The sequence below is a fragment of the Terribacillus aidingensis genome (assembly GCF_900215625.1).
Taxonomy (GTDB): Bacteria; Bacillota; Bacilli; order Bacillales; family Amphibacillaceae; genus Terribacillus; species Terribacillus aidingensis.
Genome location: NZ_OBEK01000001.1, coordinates 1,048,429 through 1,065,193, shown reverse-complemented (window position 1 = coordinate 1,065,193; position 16,765 = coordinate 1,048,429). Strand labels below are relative to the sequence as shown.

Genomic DNA, 16,765 nt, shown 5'->3' with positions numbered 1-16,765 from the left:
ATCTATTACCGCAACCACATTTACAAATAATTTTCCAACACAGGTATCTCGAGGGAACGAGTATCCACTTGCATATATTGAAACAAGCCGGCCAAACGCTGCTCATACGTATGCTGCTGCATGATAAGTGTTTCATATGCTGCTCCTGCTGTTCCGGTTAACCCTTGCTCCATTTGATTAAATATGTGCAAAGGCATAATGAGGCGCCCATACAATAGACGCATGCCAAAAACAGACAGCGGGCGTGCCTGCATATAAGCAGGAAGAAATTCTTTTATGTCTCCCTCTTCTTCTTTTCCAAATGCAATTCGGACATATTCTGCCAAATCACGTGCTGGATGATCATAAATAATCTGGTGCGGCAGGACATACGTTTCTTTTAATTCAGATTGATATTTCATAAAAACAGTCGTAGCCTGGTCGGCCTCCGTGAAACGGAACTCGCCATTCGACTCATTCACATATTGAATAGCCAGTTCTGATCTGCCAATTACATAAGGAAAAGTATCGATAAAAAATCGTTCCCCATGCGTTAGCGGACGTTTTTGATAAATCTCAGCATACAGCTTTTCGCCCTGCGCTAAGCGAGCCGTCCACAACTCACTCCACTTACCGTAACTGGACAAAGTGTCTGGAGCGAAAGGACAAGCAGCACCAAGTTCGTGAAAGGCTGCTAATTCTGCCCCGTGAGCACCTAGTCGCACAGGATAGGGAGGCGGCATCTCCACGACAAGATAAGGGGTATTTTCATACACAGTAATAATCTGACCTTCTGTCGTGATCATCGGCTGCGCAATGCGCGGAAAACCGTTTTCCTGCATATATGCCGTTATCGCTGCCAATTCATAATAGCTGTCTTGTTCCGTCCGAGCTGGTATAATAACATAAAGCCGCTCCATTGTCTGATAAGCGTGATAATTCCGGTAAGAGACGGGTTTGCCGGTGAATCCAGGTATATATTGCTGCATCAGCTGTAGCACACAAACACCTCCTGCTACATTTTATGAAACAACTCGAAGAATCATGTTCCAAACTAGAGGGTTGACGCATAGGCTAACAGGGTATACTGCTAACCGAATCATACATAGAAAGTGACGTGATCATATGACAGCAGAATTAGAGAAAAAAGCACGCGAATGGCTGATTGAACGAGGTGTACAAGTAGAGGATATCGCAGAATTGGTCCATTACCTGCAGGAAAAATACTACCCTGGTCTGACAATGGACCGGTGTATTTATAATGTAGAGCGTGTATTATCCAAAAGAGAAGTTCAAAATGCCATCCTGACTGGTATCCAGCTGGATGTTCTCGCAGAACAGGGAAAACTGGAACAGCCATTGCAGGATACGCTGGAGCGTGATGAAAGCTTGTACGGAATTGATGAAGTGATCGCACTATCTATCATCAACCTCTATGGATCCATCGGATTTACAAATTATGGATATATTGATAAGCAAAAACCAGGTATTTTGGAAAAGCTTAATGATAAGAGCAGCGGGGAATGCCACACTTTCCTGGATGATATCGTCGGAGCCATCGCAGCAGCTGCTGCCAGCAGACTCGCACACAGCCAGAATGAAGAAGAAAATATTGACGGATGAACAGAGAGCAGCCTTGCATGAGAAGGCTGCTTTTCTTGCATACAAAGCGAATTTATTTATATTCTTGTGTAGCCAAAACTGGGCTTCCTTCATATAGTGTAAACGTCTGATACACACGAGGAGGAAATTACTTGGAAAACACAAACCCGAGCTACCCTAATCACTTGGCATGGCATGAAACACTTGAATTACATGAACTAGTCGCTTCCCAAGCTGTTGTCTTAATGAAGCTGAAACGATTTATTGGAAATGTTAATGATGGAGAACTGCGCTCTATTTATGACCAGACAATTAAAGGCCTGGAGACCAATTTAAATGAATTGCTGGCTTTCTACCCTTCCGCACCCAGCTTGCAAGATCAAGCAGAAACACGAAATACAGATACTGCCTTTTATGCTGGTGACTTGCTCGTCTTTGCTAAAACTTCTGTTCGCAACTATGCAATTGCCATCACAGAAACAGCCACTCCTGTACTGAGAGAAACACTGCGAAAACAATTGCAGCGCGCAATTGATACGCACGCGAAGGTTTTTGCCTTTATGTACAGCCGCGGACTTTATCCATCCTATAATTTAGAACGCCTGCTGCAAAGTGACATTCAAAATGCCAGCAAAGCGTTAAAGATGGGATATTAACTGCTATCTAGACGCAGAAAAGGAGCTGCCTAACTTCTTAGGCATGCTCCTTATTTAATTTCCCATTCATCTAACGAATCAATTGTATAGGTTGGCTTTGGATGCAGCTTTGGCAACTCTTCTCGCTTTGTGAAACCTGTGCAAACCATGAGTGTGTCCATGCCTGCTCGAATGCCAGCTGTAATATCGGTTAGATAATTATCTCCGACCATGACAACCTGCTCTGTACCCAGCTCTAATAGCTTTCTAGCCTGCTCCATCATGATGCTTTCCGGTTTACCGATATAGATTGGCTCTACTCCTGTGCTGACTGAAACAACAGCTGTTAACGAGCCATTTCCTGGCATCAACCCTGCTTCAGTTGGAAGTGCTTTGTCACTGTTCGTAGAAAGGAACGTGGCACCTGCCCGAACTAATAAGCATGCTTTAGCCAGCTTTTCATAAGTAATAGCTGTATCCAGTCCAATAACGACGTAATCACAATTTTCATCAGCAACGGTAAGTTCTTCTTTCGCCAAAGCATCGAACAAGCCTTCCTCCCCTATGGCATAAACACGGGCAGCTGGTTTTTGTTCACGGATATACGCTGCCGTCGCCATACTGGTTGTAAAAACATCTTCAGGATCAGCTTCAATATCCATTTGGCGCAGCTTGGCTGCTACTTGCTCTTGTGTGCGTGTCGAGTTATTCGTCACAAACAAATGCTTCCTGCCAGCCTGCCTTAGTCTGTGAATAAATCCCGGAGCAGCATCAATTCGTTTGCTGCCAAGATACATAGTTCCATCTAAGTCGATTAAATAGCCATCATACGCTTTCATTAGTCTTGATCGCTCCTTGCAAAGGCGGAAGCTGTCCGCGTTTCATTCACTAGATAAGCTCTGACCCATTTCACGTATTGTGCAAGAAGTGCTTGGTGCTTGTCCATCGTGTCTGCCAGCATTTGATGGTTTACATGCAAATAGTCCCCCGTAAGCATTTTACGCAGTGCAATAATTTCCTTAAAATCTGGGGCTGTGTTTTCGGTGATTACCTGCTCATCGGCAAGAATATCGATAATATCATCATAGCTGCCCGGATCACGCATAATGAATCCATCAATCACACTATTGCCCGTATCCAATATAGCTTCAATGAGCAGCTGTGCCCGACGTTCCATCGCAAGCTTGCCTGTGAACTCTTCCGCTGACTTTATATCAGCCGCAAGCAGCTCTTCCATATATGTAAGTATTCCTTCAATCTTTTGTTTATCCACAAAGTACATCGTATTAGCCCCTCTCTTTACACGTTCACTTTGCCGCTAATTTTTTCACAACAAAGTACGCGCAGCCAAAATTACAATACTCATACAGATAATCTTCCAATGTGCTTATTTTTGTATCGAAGGTGGATTTTGGATTTTCGTCGTCAAAGAAGCCTTTTAAACGCAGCTGCTCATAACCCCAATCACCTACAATATAATCATATTTCGTCAGGATTTCGCTGTAGCGATCGTGAAATGCCTGTTCTTGAAAGGCATTCTTTACATCCTGTACCACTTCGTACTGTTTGCCTTGTATGGTAGTTTTCACCAGCTATCGACTCCCCTATCTTGTTTCTAGTGTAGCATATTTTGGCTGTAATTTCGCTCCTCTTCCATCTATCTGCTAATAGCAGTTATGAAATTCCAAACACTGTACAAACTAACGGCAAACACGTAAAGAAAGGTGAGCAGCATATGAAAAAATTGCATCTTATCATACTGCTAGTTGTCCTGCTGAGCAGCTGTCCATTGCCTGCTTCCGCGAAGCAAGCAGACAAAGAAAGTGAAGCAAAACATGAGCGCATGGCCCTCTATAAGAAGACAGCAGCTGCAACAGGGCTGCCGTGGTACTATTTAGCTGCCATCGATCAATACGAACATAATCTGCCAGCTGCATCAAAATCAGAAGCAGAAAAACTGATTGCTATCACGATTCCTGAGGAAAAATGGTTTGGTATAACAGAACATAAAAAAGCTGCCGCGAATGAATCCACTATTTCTTGGTTCCAAGGACTTGGGCGCGATGGCAATGGCGATTCTTTAGCTGATCCGGATAATCCAGAGGATGTACTTTTTACGATCGCTTCCTTTATTCAGCGCACTGGCACGACTAAAAACGATATTAAAATCGCCCTTTGGAATTATTACGAGCGCGATTTAACTGTCCAAACGATTATGAATACCGCTAAGCTGTACGAGCAATTTGGTACAATTGAGCTGGACAAGCGTTCCTTCCCGCTGCCGCTTCATCATAACTACAGCTATCGAAATACTTGGGGAGATGCTCGCGGTTTCGGGGGACGACGCATTCATGAAGGCACTGATATATTCGCTAACTACGGTGTTCCTGTGTATGCAACGACTTATGGCGTTGTTGAATTAAAAGGCTGGAACTTGTATGGCGGATGGCGCATCGGTCTCCGTGACAGCAATAATATTTACCATTATTACGCGCATCTGAATGGCTTTGAAAAGGGCGTATCTGTCGGAAATGTCGTCAAACCTGGTGATGTGATTGGCTATGTCGGTGCAAGCGGATATGGTCCGCCTGGCACGTCTGGCAAATTTCCTCCTCATTTGCATTATGGTATGTACAAGGATAACGGCCGTTCTGAATTTTCATTTGATCCATATCCGTACTTACGTATATGGGAACAGAAATCAAAACAGCAAAAAAAGGAAGGCTGATTTATTCGCCTTCCTTTTGCATTGGAATAGAAAAAGATGGTGAAGACCCAGATTCCCCTCCGCCACTATAAAATTCAGGCACCTGCCCTTGGATGACGGTACTCCCTAGCAGCACATCCTGCGTCACTGTTGTTGTCTTGGTAGAGAAAGGAATAATTATCCGTACATTTGCCTTAATTTCGACCATGAACACAAACATAGCGTTATTAATGCCATATTCCTCTACCTTCACATCTACACCTGACTCCACATAACCAATCATTTCAAATTTTACTGGAATCTTCGGACCAAAATTAGCTAGCAATGCATTATTGCTTGCTTGGCCGAGCGGAATGTCAACGAGCGTTGGATCTTCTTTCAGCTGCTCTTGAATAACATCAGCCGCTGCTTCCTCAGCAAGCTGTTCCTCACTTACTGCAGGCATTTTGCCATCTTCCATAAGACGAAGATAATGTTGCACCCGGAAAGTTACTTTGCGCAGCACTTCGTTAACCGTTGCTGCATCCCAGCTCGCATGAGTGACATTTCCATTTGTATCTTTCTCTACTTGTACGAATGCATTCAAGTCCAAATCTGCTTCCTTTTCCGCCTGCACCGCCTGGTTAATTGCCTGTTTAGCAAATTGCTCTGTTTTTGTTTCCGCAATTGCCATTAAAGTTGGCTCAAGTCCTTTGTTTACCAGCCATAAACTCAACGATATAAATAATGCAAAAAGAAAGAGACTCATGAAAAGCACATGACGAAAGGAAGGTGGTGCTTTAGAAGCTCTGCGCTGCCATGGACGCATGGAAAAAACCCCCTTGGTCAAGCATATGCTTGACCAAGGGGGCTTAGAATAGGAACTAATTTGACTCTGCAGCTGTCGAACAAGCCACAACCGTTATATTCAGATGCTCATATAAATTGACCTCGTAAGGATCAGGTTCTGTCCCATCTGCTTCCTCTAAAATCCGGACAATCGGTCTCGTGTTGATATCCTCATTCTGCCGGATAACAATACCTGCCCGCCCATCACTCAGACGGACAGTTAAACCAGTCGGATAAATAGCCACACTTCGTTTAAAAGCTTCCACCATTTCCATATCAAACAACTCTCCCGCACCAGCAAATAATATTTCCAGGCCTTCGTGCGGCAGCATTGCATCCCGGTAGACACGGTTGCTTGTTACAGCATCAAATACATCGGCAATTCCAATAATCTTCCCGTATAAATGAATATCTGAACCTTGAATGCCGCGCGGATAACCGGATCCGTTCATTCGTTCATGATGCTGATAAGCACAATGTGCAATTACAAGCGGAATGTTATTCATTTTACGTAAATAATGGAACCCTTTTGTTGTGTGCTCCTTGATTTTCTCAAATTCTTCATTATTCAATTTCCCAGTCTTTTGCAGTACTTCCTGTGGTACAAACATTTTCCCAACATCATGCAAAATGGCTCCAAAACCAATTTCTTCTACAACCGAAACCGGCAGCTTCATCTCATTGGCGATGGCCATCGCATATAGTGCAACATTGACCGAATGTGAAAAAATATAATCATCGAATATGAGCATATCGGAAAGAATCGTCAGCGTCTGACGTTTAGGCCGCAGATTACTCACCATCTCTTGAATCGATGTTGTAATCTTCTCTGTCATCTTTTCCGTCAAATACTTCCCGTTGTCACTCTGTTTAATTTCCTGGAAGGATTTATGAATGACCTGCATCGCTTTAAGCCGTTCTTCGCTGGAAGTGGAGAATTCAAGCTCGACGTCTTGAAGCCGGTCATCCCGTATATAAACATAGGTATATCGCAGTGCCTTCAAACGATTAATCATCTTTTTCGTCAGTTCCATATCTTTTTGGACCAAAATGCTTCCCTTATCGTTGTATACAGGCTGCGCAAGCTTGCTGCCGGGTTTTACTGATTTTGTCGCAACTAGTCTCATTGTTGCACTCCTAACCTCTCCAACATTCCATTCTGATAAAATAGTACCAGAAAAACGGGAAACAATCTAGATTGAAGAAGGCAAGATTCGACAATTTTTTTACGAAATTAACAATAACGCTTCCTTACCAATCAATCCAGCTCGCCATCCATACGCAGCGGAAGCGTCTGTTACTTTTTCCAGCGGTGCATCCAGCAGCTGCTGGATTGTTTTGACTCCAACTGCTCTGCCGGAAATAATGTTGCGATCAGCGAGCTTCTCATTAAGTAAATCCACATCCAGGGCGCCGCACATAATATAGCCAACGTCATTTGATACTACAAGCAATGTTGTTTTAGGTAATTTCACGGTAACAGCTGTAAACGGCTTGCCTTCTATAAACATCGGTTCAACAGTCATCAATTGAAAACACCTCCGCTATATCCTATGTTGGATGAACGGAGGTGTTAGCTCATTTTTCAAATTCTTGCAAAGCACCGAGAAGTAAATCGCGAAGCATTTCAGGCATAAAGTATTTTTTGCCTTCTGCTTGCTTAATACCCGGAAGCAGATTGCCGAATGTGAAGGTGTCTGCCATCGCTGCCGAATAAACCTTTTTCCGATCCAGCGGTTCTCCTGCTATTTTCAGGTTTACTGCTTGCGGTTTTTCAGCTGTTCCTGCAATGTCGAATGTCAACTCACTATAAACCATTTTCCCAATCACTTCACCGCGGAAGCCAAATCCTTTGAGCGGGAAAGTAACAAAGTCAGGCTGCAGGGCAGCGGTGACAATTTGTTCTATGACATTTCCCGTTAGCGGAACAGTCGCCGGATTAATTGGGTGGGGACAAATTCGATGGATATCCATGTAAGAAACACTCCCCGCCGGAAAACTTTCCAACAGTACACCTGCATTCAGAAAAGCTAGATCTGCTTTTGTCCAGCGTCGCATATAGTCTGTTAAAAAATCCATTACCCGTGAATCTTCATAGGGAGATGCTGGAAGCGGCGACGATAAAACTGCAGCTGCCTGCTGCATCGCTTTTGCCGCATTTTCTTCGTAAGCTGCAACATGCTCTCTTGCAGCTTCATCTTCTCTCAAGTCAGCAACCGAAATCACACGCGCCTGCTTATCTGACAAACAGCCAAGTTCTGTATCCCATGTCATTTCGACTTCACCAAAATAAAAACCTTGCTTGCCCGCAGTTGTTATTAAGCACTGATTCACATATTCGCTCTCCTGGAGCAAATGATGTGTATGTCCGCCAATGATGACATCAATTTCATCAAAAGCAGCAGCAATGTCTCTATCTGCATATAACCCGAGATGCGAAAGAAGAATGAGTACATCACAGGAATCGCGAAGGGTATGAATTTTTTGTTCTAGAATTTCCATTGGGTCTTGAACATCCCAACCGATTAGGTTATAGAAATCCGGGAACGGTGCAGTAAGCCCAATCATTCCTACCTTTACGCCGCTTGCTGTTTCAACGACCCAAGATGGTTCCATCCAATCCGGATCTTTATCTTGCTTTGAATGAAGATTCGCAACCGCCACGCGAAATTCCGCCTCATCATAAAGATGATACAAATCATCGTAATCAAGGGTGATGCCTTCATTATTTCCGATTGTAGCAAAATCATAGCCTGCTTCGTTCATTAAGCTGATATTGGCTTTCCCGCGAAAGGCTTCTGCAATCGGCCGGGAACGATCCACATGATCGCCAATATCAATCAGCCAGCACGTCTCCCCGGCATCGTTCAGCCTTTGCTTATTCTCTTTTAAATAGCCGACAATCTTCGGCCAATTTTCGAAATAGCTATGCAAATCGTTTGTGTAGTTGATCGTCAGCTTTTTCTGCATCCTTCTCTACTCCTTTATGACGACAAGCCATCCCAGATTAAACGGATGGCAACTAATATGAGCATAATACGTAATATCCAAACCACTGTATTGCCTTTTAGCAGCTGGTTAATCTTCGCCCCAAGAATGCCGCCTAGAATCGCGCCTGGTATAAAGGCAAACACATAAACCCATTCCACGTGGCCGAGCGAAATATGCGTAATCGTACTGACAACACTAAGGAAAAACACCATAAACATACTCGTCGCTACAGCAACGTGAGCCGGGAATCCAAACAACAGAATCATCGCCGGCACCATAAAACTGCCCCCGCCAATTCCAAACATACCCGAAAGCAACCCAACGAATAGCGACAATAAGAAGGCTGCAAGAAAGCGGAAACTGTACGTGTATGTGTTTCCATCCAGTTCCTTTGTGACAATGATCCCTTTCAAGTTCGTTTTCTCCTGCTCTTTGCGTTTTACAAAGAACATAAAAAAGACAATTAATACTAGTATACCAAAATAAAGCGAGAAACCGTCTCCCGATACAAATCGGTTCAGAAATGAGCCAAGGATTGCTCCCGGCACTCCGCCCGCTAAGAAAATGAGGCCGCTTTTGTAATCGACTCTTCCGCTTTTCATATAGGTTAGTGTAGATGATAAAGCAGTAAATATCATGACGATAACAGAAACACCAACAATTGTTTGCGGTGTCGCCCAGCTGAATTCATCCCAAAAACTGCTTAAAATTAACAGCAGCGGGACGAGGATAATGCCTCCTCCTAAACCTACCAAACTGCCCAATGCGGCAGCAAGAAGCCCTATTAGTAAACTTACGGCAAAGACCATCGTTATCCCTTCCATCTTTTATGTAATTTAAAAAGGCGTGACTGTATAGCACAGTCACACCATTATAACAGAAATTATTTATATTTGACCGACCCGCCGTTCACTGGAAATTCAGCTCCATTGACATAAGATGCTTTGTCCGAAGCGAGAAAGACAATAACATTAGCAATCTCTTCAGGCTGTCCAATCTCCCCGCGCGGTATCTGCCGGACTTCTTTCGCAAAATAGCTGACAGCCTCTTCGCCTTCTCTGTCAAACTTATCAGACAGCATGTCGACCATGCCGCCCGGCTTATTCCACAGCGTTGTTCGAGTTGGACCAGGCGATATGACATTCACCCGAATATCTCTGCCAAATTCATCCGCTAATGCTTGTGTCAAATTCAACACTGCTGCTTTGCTGCCGCTATAGTCAATCGCAAATGAATCTGGTACGTGTCCGCTTTCGGAAGCAATATTTACAATACTCGCTCCCGGCTGCTTCTTAAGCTCCGGTATGGCCGCTTTTGTCAGCGCCACCACCGAAAACAAATTGGTTTCAAACGTTTCTTTCCAAATATCCATCGTTACATCCAGAAAGCTGTCTTTATAAATAGCAATCCCAGCCACATTGGCCAAAATATCGAGTTTCCCGAAATGAGAGACAGCTGTCTCGACTACCTTCTCCGCAGCACCTTCATCAGTTAAATCAATTTCGAGCGGCAAGAAGGAAGAACTATCTGAGACATCCTTTTCCACATAACTGGTCGTCAAACTTACACCGACAACTTTCACACCCTCTTCAAGAAAAGCTCGCACTGCAGCCAGCCCAATTCCGTCGTTGGCACCAGTTACAATGGCTACTTTATCCTTCAGATTATAGCTCATGGATTCATCTCCTTTATCTTTCACACAAAAGAAATGTTCCCATTATATGAAAGAGCCAAACATCTGGATGATTTCAATCTATTGCTTAGGCTCGTCTATACTTTTTTGCGGCAGCTTCTCTTTATACAGTTTTAGCGTCGCTACAATGAGGAAGCTGACAATGACTAATAAAAGCCATGAACTTACTTTGCCAAGATGCACGAGACTCCATGCCTCCGCTTGATTGGGATATTCCCAAGCGCCAAAGAATGTGGCAATATTCTCGGCAATCCAGATAAAAAAGCCGATAAGAACAAAGGACAGTGCAAGCGGCATTCGGTAACGAACTTGATTCACTTCATATGTAACCCAAGCTCTCCAGAATACGATAATAACGAGTCCTGATAATATCCATCTTATATCTATCCAATAATGATGCATAAAGAAGTTCAAATAGATTGCAGCTGCAAGAGGAACAACAGCTAGAAAAGGCGGCCAATCTACTAAGTTCACCTTTAATCTTCTCCAAGCTTGGCAAAGATAGCTTGCTACACTTGCATACATGAATCCGCTGTAAAGCGGCACTCCAAAAATTTTCGAATACCCTTCGTCAGGATAAGCCCAGGAGCCCATATGGACTTTGAAGAGTTCCAAAGCAAGTCCGATTATATGAAACAGCGTAATGACTTTCAACTCATCCTTTGTTTCAAGCCCCGCACGCACCATCACTATTTGCATCAGCAAGCAGATAACTAAAAGCCAATCATAGCGTGGTAAGAAGGGAAGCGGAAAGATTTGTGTCAGTGCCAATGATGCAAAAATGACAACCGGAAATAAGCAAGATAGTGCCTGGCCCCAGCCAAAATAAATCAGCTGCTTTACTGCTCGAAGCACCTTTATTTCCCATGTGCTCTTTTTAAGTGTCATCGTGCTCTGATTTTCGTACATTTTGTTCTTCTCCATCACTTCCCATCCTCCCTGTATCATGTATTAGTTTTACGGACTAGGAGACTTACTCGCTATGATTATCTTCGTCAGCTTGATATTCTAGAATATCACCAGGCTGACAGTCTAAGGCCTTACAAATCGCATCTAAAGTTGAAACACGAATCGCTTTTGCTTTTCCGTTTTTTAATATAGAAAGATTGGCCATTGTGATGCCAACCCGCTCTGATAGTACGGTTACACTCATTTTTCTTTTTGCCAGCATTACATCAATATTTATAATAATCGCCATGTTGTTCACCTCAGACCGTCAAGTCATTTTCTGATTTTATATCAATGGCATTTTTCAGCAGCTTTTGCAGAACAGCAGCGAAGATTGCCACAACTAACGGTCCGAATATAAGCGCCATTCCTACCAAAATAAGACCGGGGGCATCATCTCTCTCGGCCACAACATAGATAAGCGGCAGAAGTATAACGTAAACAATACTGATAGTTAGCGCACAAAGTTTAATATTCTTTAATGCCTTCACAGACAAATCAGAAAAAGCTACATTTTTATCAATATAACCAAGCAGGCGGAAAGATTGGTAAAGAGCTAGAAAATATGCCAATGCTGTTACATACAAGCAAACAAAAGCCGGATATTTTAAAAATTCAACTTCCGGATAATAATCTGCTGATCCAAAAGCTATATTCGGAATTGCAAAAATACATAATGCAAGAACCGGCAAAGCCATGAATAATAAAGCAGCCTTTAAAAAGAGTGTTTCTCGTTTCATATTAAGCACCTCATTTCGTTTCTATAAATGATTCTAATCTATTATTTATCGTTTTACAATAAATAATTGTTAAAATATGATGTTTTTTTGCTGTTTTGATTGCAAACAAAAAAGCATCACCAGTCAGGAGTGCTTTAATTGGCTAGTCATAAAATCCTAATGTAACTATTACTTGATTAGTAAAAATAAAAAACGGAGTCCGTCTTATCAGACGTGACTCCGTTCAATTTATTAACCGATAGAACCTTCCATTTCAAACTTAATCAAACGGTTCATTTCTACGGCATATTCCATTGGAAGTTCTTTCGTGAATGGCTCGATGAAGCCCATTACGATCATTTCAGTTGCTTCTTCTTCAGAGATACCACGGCTCATCAAGTAGAACAATTGCTCTTCGGAAACTTTGGAAACTTTCGCTTCGTGCTCCAAAGAGATGTTCTCGTTGAAGATCTCGTTGTAAGGAATCGTATCGGAAGTGGATTTGTTATCCATAATCAGTGTGTCACACTCGATATTAGAGCGTGCACCGTCTGCCTTCTTACCGAAATGAACGATACCGCGATACGTCACTTTACCACCTTGTTTAGAGATGGATTTAGAAACAATCGTTGAAGAAGTATTTGGTGCCAAGTGCAGCATTTTTGCACCGGCATCCTGGTGCTGGCCTTTACCAGCTAGGGCGATGGACAATGTCATACCGCGAGCGCCTTCTCCTTTAAGGATAACAGCAGGGTATTTCATTGTAAGTTTAGAACCGATGTTTCCATCAATCCATTCCATCGTACCGTTAGCATCAACTGTCGCACGTTTTGTAACCAAGTTATAGACGTTATTTGCCCAGTTTTGAATTGTTGTATAACGGCAGTAAGCATCTTTCTTAACGAAGATCTCTACAACCGCACTATGCAAGGAATTCGTTGTATAGACAGGAGCTGTACAACCTTCTACATAATGCACAGAAGCGCCTTCATCTACAATAATAAGTGTACGCTCGAACTGACCCATGTTCTCGGAGTTGATCCGGAAGTAGGCTTGCAATGGTGTATCCGTTTTAACGCCCTTCGGTACATAAATGAAGGAACCCCCGGACCATACAGCAGAGTTCAGTGCAGCAAACTTGTTATCAGATGGCGGAATCAATTTACCGAAATGCTCGCGGAAAAGATCTTCATTTTCTTTAAGCGCTGTATCTGTATCCTTGAAGACGATACCCATTTCTTCCAGGTCTTCTTTCAAGTTATGATAAACAACCTCTGATTCGTACTGTGCAGAAACACCTGCAAGATATTTTTGTTCTGCTTCTGGAATACCAAGTTTATCAAATGTGTTTTTGATTTCTTCTGGTACTTCATCCCAAGAGCGTTCGGAACGCTCAGAAGGTTTTACATAATACGTGATTTCATCAAAGTCAAGCTCAGCAAGGTCTCCGCCCCACTGCGGCATTGGCTTCTTGTAGAACTGCTCCAACGATTTAAGACGGAAGTCCAGCATCCATTGTGGTTCTTCTTTTAATTTAGAGATTTCTTCAACAATCTTCGGTGTAAGACCTTTTTCCGTACGGAAAATGGACACATCACGATCGCTGAAGCCATATTGGTAATCTCCAATTTCAGGCGCTTTTTTAGCCATGGTAAAGCCTCCTTCAGGATTTATCTATTCTACACACGACAGTGTTCACAATTTATTTCTTTTCGACGCCTTGCTCCATCGCCTTCCAGGCGAGTGTCGCACATTTGATGCGGGCTGGGAATTTCGCAACTCCTTGCAGTGCCTCGATATCACCGAGCTCTAAATCACCAGAATCAATCTCTTTCCCTAACATCATATCAGAAAACAGCTCTGACATCCGAAGCGCATCTTCTACACGTTTTCCTTTGACAGCTTGTGTCATCATGGAAGCAGAAGACATGCTGATTGAACAGCCTTCTCCATCAAACTTTGCATCTTTTACCTTGCCATCTTCTACCTCAAGATGAAGCTGGATACGGTCACCGCATGTCGGATTGTTCATGTCGACTACAAGTGCGTCTCCTTCCAGCTTACCACGATTGCGAGGATGTTTATAGTGATCCATGATCACTTGACGGTACAGTGTATCTAAATTATCAAAAGACATTGCCGAAAAACTCCTTCGTTCTTGTCAGACCGCTGACAAGTTGGTCGATATCGTCTTCGGTATTATAGACGTACATGCTTGCTCGGGCAGTCGCTGTTGCGTTCAGCCAGCGCATAAGCGGCTGTGCACAATGATGACCGGCACGCACTGCAATTCCCATACTGTCAAGAGCAGTAGCCGTATCATGCGGATGTACACCATTGATATTGAAAGTAACAACTGCGGATCGTTTGTCTGCTGCAGGTCCGTAAATCTCCAGACCTTCAATCTCACGCATGCGCTTCATTGCGTAATTTGTCAGCTTCTGATCATGTGCTTCAATCTCATCCATGCCGATTTGATTGAGAAAATCAATCGCAGCACCAAGACCAATGGCACCAGCAATAATCGGAGTTCCTCCTTCAAACTTCCAAGGAAGCTCTTTCCATGTGGAATCGTATAAATGTACGAAATCAATCATTTCGCCGCCGAATTCCACTGGCTCCATTTCTTCCAGCAATTCTTGCTTTCCGTAAAGGATTCCGATACCTGTTGGGCCGCACATTTTGTGACCGCTGAAGCAATAAAAATCACAATCGATTTCCTGCACATCTACTTTCAGATGGGGAGCCCCTTGTGCACCGTCTACTAGTACAACAGCATTTTGCCGATGAGCAAGTTCGACGATTTCTTTTATTGGATTGATTGTACCTAGAACATTGGATACATGTGTCAAAGCTACGATCTTTGTTTGCGGACCAATCGATTTTTTCACATCTTCCATGTTCAGTGTACCATCATCATGTAATTCAAAGTATTTTAATGTAGCGCCAGTCGCTTTTACTGCTTGCTGCCAAGGAATGATGTTGCTGTGATGCTCCATCGGTGTAATGATCACTTCATCACCAGGTTCCAAGTTTGCACGTGCATAACTATGCGCAACCGTGTTGATTGCAGTCGTTGTACCACGTGTGAAAATGACTTCCTTTGTGCTTCTAGCGTTGATGAACTGCTGCACCTTTTCCCTGGCACCTTCATATTTATCCGTAGCCCGGGTTCCCAGCGTATGCACACCGCGATGTACATTGCTGTTATCGTTCCGGTAATAAGCATCAACAGCTTCCAAAACCGCGAGCGGTTTATGGGAAGTTGCTGAAGAGTCCAAGTAGACCAGCGGATGTCCGTTGACCTCTTGATTCAGAATCGGGAACTGTTCACGGATAGAGCGGGCATCCATTAGTTTACTTTCCCTTCAATTACCTGTGTCAGCTGATTTTTTACTGTTTCAATCGGCAGCTGGTTTACAACAGGTGCAAGGAATCCATGGATAATCAAACGTTCTGCTTCATGCTTGGTGATTCCGCGGCTCATCAAGTAATAAAGCTGCAGCGGATCGACACGGCCTACTGAAGCTGCGTGTCCGGCAACTACATCATCTTCATCAATTAATAGAATCGGGTTGGCATCACCACGTGCACCTTGGCTAAGCATCAAGACACGTGTTTCTTGGGTAGCGTCTGATTTGCTGGCACCATGCTCGATTTTGCCGATACCGTTGAATACAGAGCTTGCCTGTTCTTTCATAACACCATGAGACAAGATGTTTCCGACAGAATTCTTACCAAAGTGAATGATGTTCGTCGTGAAGTTTTGGATTTGTTTTCCGCGTCCGACAACAACACTTTTTGCTTCTGAACCAGAGTTATCTCCGACCAAGTGTGTGATGTGTTCACTAATTGTGTTTCCGTCATTCATTTGACCGATTGCCCAATCAATACGTGCATCACGATAAGCAACACCGCGGCGTTTCGCGTAAACAGTCGTACCTGCAGCAAAGTTATCTACTGCGCCATAAGATACATTCGCATTGTCTTCTGCAATTACTTCTGTTACAACGTTAGCAAACGTTGCTGTATCTGCATTATGAGAAATGCTGTTTTCTACATACGTTACCGAGCTGTTCGCTTCTGCAACAATTAAGATATGGTTAAAGGAAGCAACACTATCATCTTCCTGCCAGAAGATTGTTTGAAGCGGCTCATCTACTACGACATTTTTCGGAACATAGACGAACACTCCGCCGTTCATTAGAGCTGCGTGTAAAGCAGTCAAACGGTCTTCATCTGCACTTACTGCATCCTTCATGTAATAACGCTTCACAAGGTCAGCATGCTGCTTCAAAGCAGTGAAGATGTCTGTAAAGATAACACCTTGCTTGCTCCATTTTTCATCAAGTGCAAGGTATGCAGCACTATTATTGCGCTGAATGTACAAGTTAGGTGCATTGTCTGCATCAATTAAAGCAGCAACACTTGCTGGCAGCTTGTCCAATGCATCAATTTTGCTGCCTTCTGCTTCATGCACATACGTATCAAAGTCCCAGTTTTTAATCCCAGTCTTATCGGGTTTTGGCATTTCCAAAGATTCCGATTGAGAAAGAGCTTGCTGACGAAGATCCTTCATCCATTCAGGCTCATTGCGGGAACTGGAAAAACGGCTGATATATTCATCGTTATATGGTTGCTTCGTTTCAACAGTCATAAGATC

Annotated in this window: 20 protein-coding genes; 3 read left to right on the top strand and 17 right to left on the bottom strand. The window is 43.3% G+C overall.

Annotation, left to right across the window (positions count from 1 at the left end; genetic code table 11):
• Positions 1-20 precede the first annotated feature (20 nt).
• On the bottom strand, positions 21-980 hold the full coding sequence (locus CRO17_RS05105) for a protein kinase family protein (RefSeq protein ID WP_097039881.1): 960 nt from the start codon (positions 978-980) through the stop codon (positions 21-23).
• A gap of 124 nt (positions 981-1,104) precedes the next feature.
• Here CRO17_RS05105 and CRO17_RS05100 point away from each other — a divergent pair, with 124 nt between their 5' ends.
• The gene (locus CRO17_RS05100) at positions 1,105-1,602 is read left to right on the top strand and encodes a phosphatidylglycerophosphatase A family protein (RefSeq protein WP_077307851.1); all 498 of its coding nucleotides are present in this window, start codon (positions 1,105-1,107) and stop codon (positions 1,600-1,602) included.
• 131 nt (positions 1,603-1,733) lie between these two features.
• On the top strand, positions 1,734-2,237 hold the full coding sequence (locus tag CRO17_RS05095; RefSeq protein WP_245864613.1) for a spore coat protein: 504 nt from the start codon (positions 1,734-1,736) through the stop codon (positions 2,235-2,237).
• A gap of 50 nt (positions 2,238-2,287) precedes the next feature.
• Here the strand turns inward: CRO17_RS05095 and CRO17_RS05090 are convergent, their stop codons facing one another.
• From CRO17_RS05090 to CRO17_RS05080, 3 genes are read right to left on the bottom strand one after another with little or no spacing between them, the layout of a single operon-like run.
• Entirely contained in the window at positions 2,288-3,055 is a 768-nt protein-coding gene (locus CRO17_RS05090; protein WP_097039880.1) for a TIGR01457 family HAD-type hydrolase, read from the bottom strand.
• Positions 3,055-3,498, bottom strand: a complete 444-nt coding sequence (locus CRO17_RS05085; RefSeq protein ID WP_097039878.1) for a DUF86 domain-containing protein — start codon at positions 3,496-3,498, stop codon at positions 3,055-3,057. Before CRO17_RS05085 ends, CRO17_RS05090 begins: the two co-directional genes overlap by 1 nt.
• A gap of 25 nt (positions 3,499-3,523) precedes the next feature.
• The gene (locus CRO17_RS05080) at positions 3,524-3,805 is read right to left on the bottom strand and encodes a YutD family protein (protein ID WP_245864611.1); all 282 of its coding nucleotides are present in this window, start codon (positions 3,803-3,805) and stop codon (positions 3,524-3,526) included.
• Positions 3,806-3,951: 146 nt separating this feature from the next.
• On the opposite strand from CRO17_RS05080, the gene CRO17_RS05075 reads away from it, so the two are divergent.
• A complete protein-coding gene (locus tag CRO17_RS05075) occupies positions 3,952-4,944 on the top strand; it encodes a M23 family metallopeptidase (RefSeq protein WP_179636842.1) in 993 nt (330 codons plus the stop codon).
• A 1-nt stretch (position 4,945) separates the two neighbouring features.
• Here CRO17_RS05075 and yunB read toward each other — a convergent pair whose 3' ends face one another.
• From yunB to sufD, 13 genes are all read right to left on the bottom strand, one after another.
• The gene (gene yunB, locus CRO17_RS05070) at positions 4,946-5,731 is read right to left on the bottom strand and encodes a sporulation protein YunB (protein ID WP_097039875.1); all 786 of its coding nucleotides are present in this window, start codon (positions 5,729-5,731) and stop codon (positions 4,946-4,948) included.
• A gap of 55 nt (positions 5,732-5,786) precedes the next feature.
• Positions 5,787-6,878 (bottom strand): HD-GYP domain-containing protein, encoded by a 1,092-nt coding sequence (locus CRO17_RS05065; protein ID WP_097039873.1) that lies wholly within the window; start codon positions 6,876-6,878, stop codon positions 5,787-5,789.
• A gap of 99 nt (positions 6,879-6,977) precedes the next feature.
• Positions 6,978-7,277, bottom strand: a complete 300-nt coding sequence (locus CRO17_RS05060; protein WP_425444404.1) for a YunC family protein — start codon at positions 7,275-7,277, stop codon at positions 6,978-6,980.
• Between the two features lie 52 nt (positions 7,278-7,329).
• Complete coding sequence (locus CRO17_RS05055; RefSeq protein WP_097039868.1) at positions 7,330-8,721, bottom strand: bifunctional metallophosphatase/5'-nucleotidase; 1,392 nt, start codon at positions 8,719-8,721, stop codon at positions 7,330-7,332.
• 14 nt (positions 8,722-8,735) lie between these two features.
• Complete coding sequence (locus tag CRO17_RS05050) at positions 8,736-9,551, bottom strand: sulfite exporter TauE/SafE family protein (RefSeq protein WP_097039866.1); 816 nt, start codon at positions 9,549-9,551, stop codon at positions 8,736-8,738.
• Positions 9,552-9,625: 74 nt separating this feature from the next.
• Positions 9,626-10,417: an SDR family NAD(P)-dependent oxidoreductase gene (locus CRO17_RS05045; RefSeq protein ID WP_097039864.1), complete on the bottom strand. Its 792-nt coding sequence runs from the start codon at positions 10,415-10,417 to the stop codon at positions 9,626-9,628.
• 78 nt (positions 10,418-10,495) lie between these two features.
• Entirely contained in the window at positions 10,496-11,323 is an 828-nt protein-coding gene (locus CRO17_RS05040; protein ID WP_097040107.1) for a DUF817 domain-containing protein, read from the bottom strand.
• Positions 11,324-11,408: 85 nt separating this feature from the next.
• Entirely contained in the window at positions 11,409-11,633 is a 225-nt protein-coding gene (locus CRO17_RS05035; RefSeq protein WP_097039862.1) for a helix-turn-helix domain-containing protein, read from the bottom strand.
• Positions 11,634-11,643: 10 nt separating this feature from the next.
• A complete protein-coding gene (locus CRO17_RS05030) occupies positions 11,644-12,123 on the bottom strand; it encodes a DUF2975 domain-containing protein (RefSeq protein WP_097039859.1) in 480 nt (159 codons plus the stop codon).
• Positions 12,124-12,354: 231 nt separating this feature from the next.
• Positions 12,355-13,752, bottom strand: coding sequence for a Fe-S cluster assembly protein SufB (gene sufB / locus CRO17_RS05025; protein WP_097039856.1), 1,398 nt, complete (start codon positions 13,750-13,752; stop codon positions 12,355-12,357).
• Between the two features lie 52 nt (positions 13,753-13,804).
• Entirely contained in the window at positions 13,805-14,239 is a 435-nt protein-coding gene (sufU, locus tag CRO17_RS05020; RefSeq protein WP_097039854.1) for a Fe-S cluster assembly sulfur transfer protein SufU, read from the bottom strand.
• A complete protein-coding gene (locus CRO17_RS05015) occupies positions 14,229-15,455 on the bottom strand; it encodes a cysteine desulfurase (protein ID WP_097039851.1) in 1,227 nt (408 codons plus the stop codon). Before CRO17_RS05015 ends, sufU begins: the two co-directional genes overlap by 11 nt.
• On the bottom strand, positions 15,455-16,759 hold the full coding sequence (sufD, locus tag CRO17_RS05010; protein ID WP_097039849.1) for a Fe-S cluster assembly protein SufD: 1,305 nt from the start codon (positions 16,757-16,759) through the stop codon (positions 15,455-15,457). Before sufD ends, CRO17_RS05015 begins: the two co-directional genes overlap by 1 nt.
• Between the last annotated feature and the right edge of the window lie 6 nt (positions 16,760-16,765).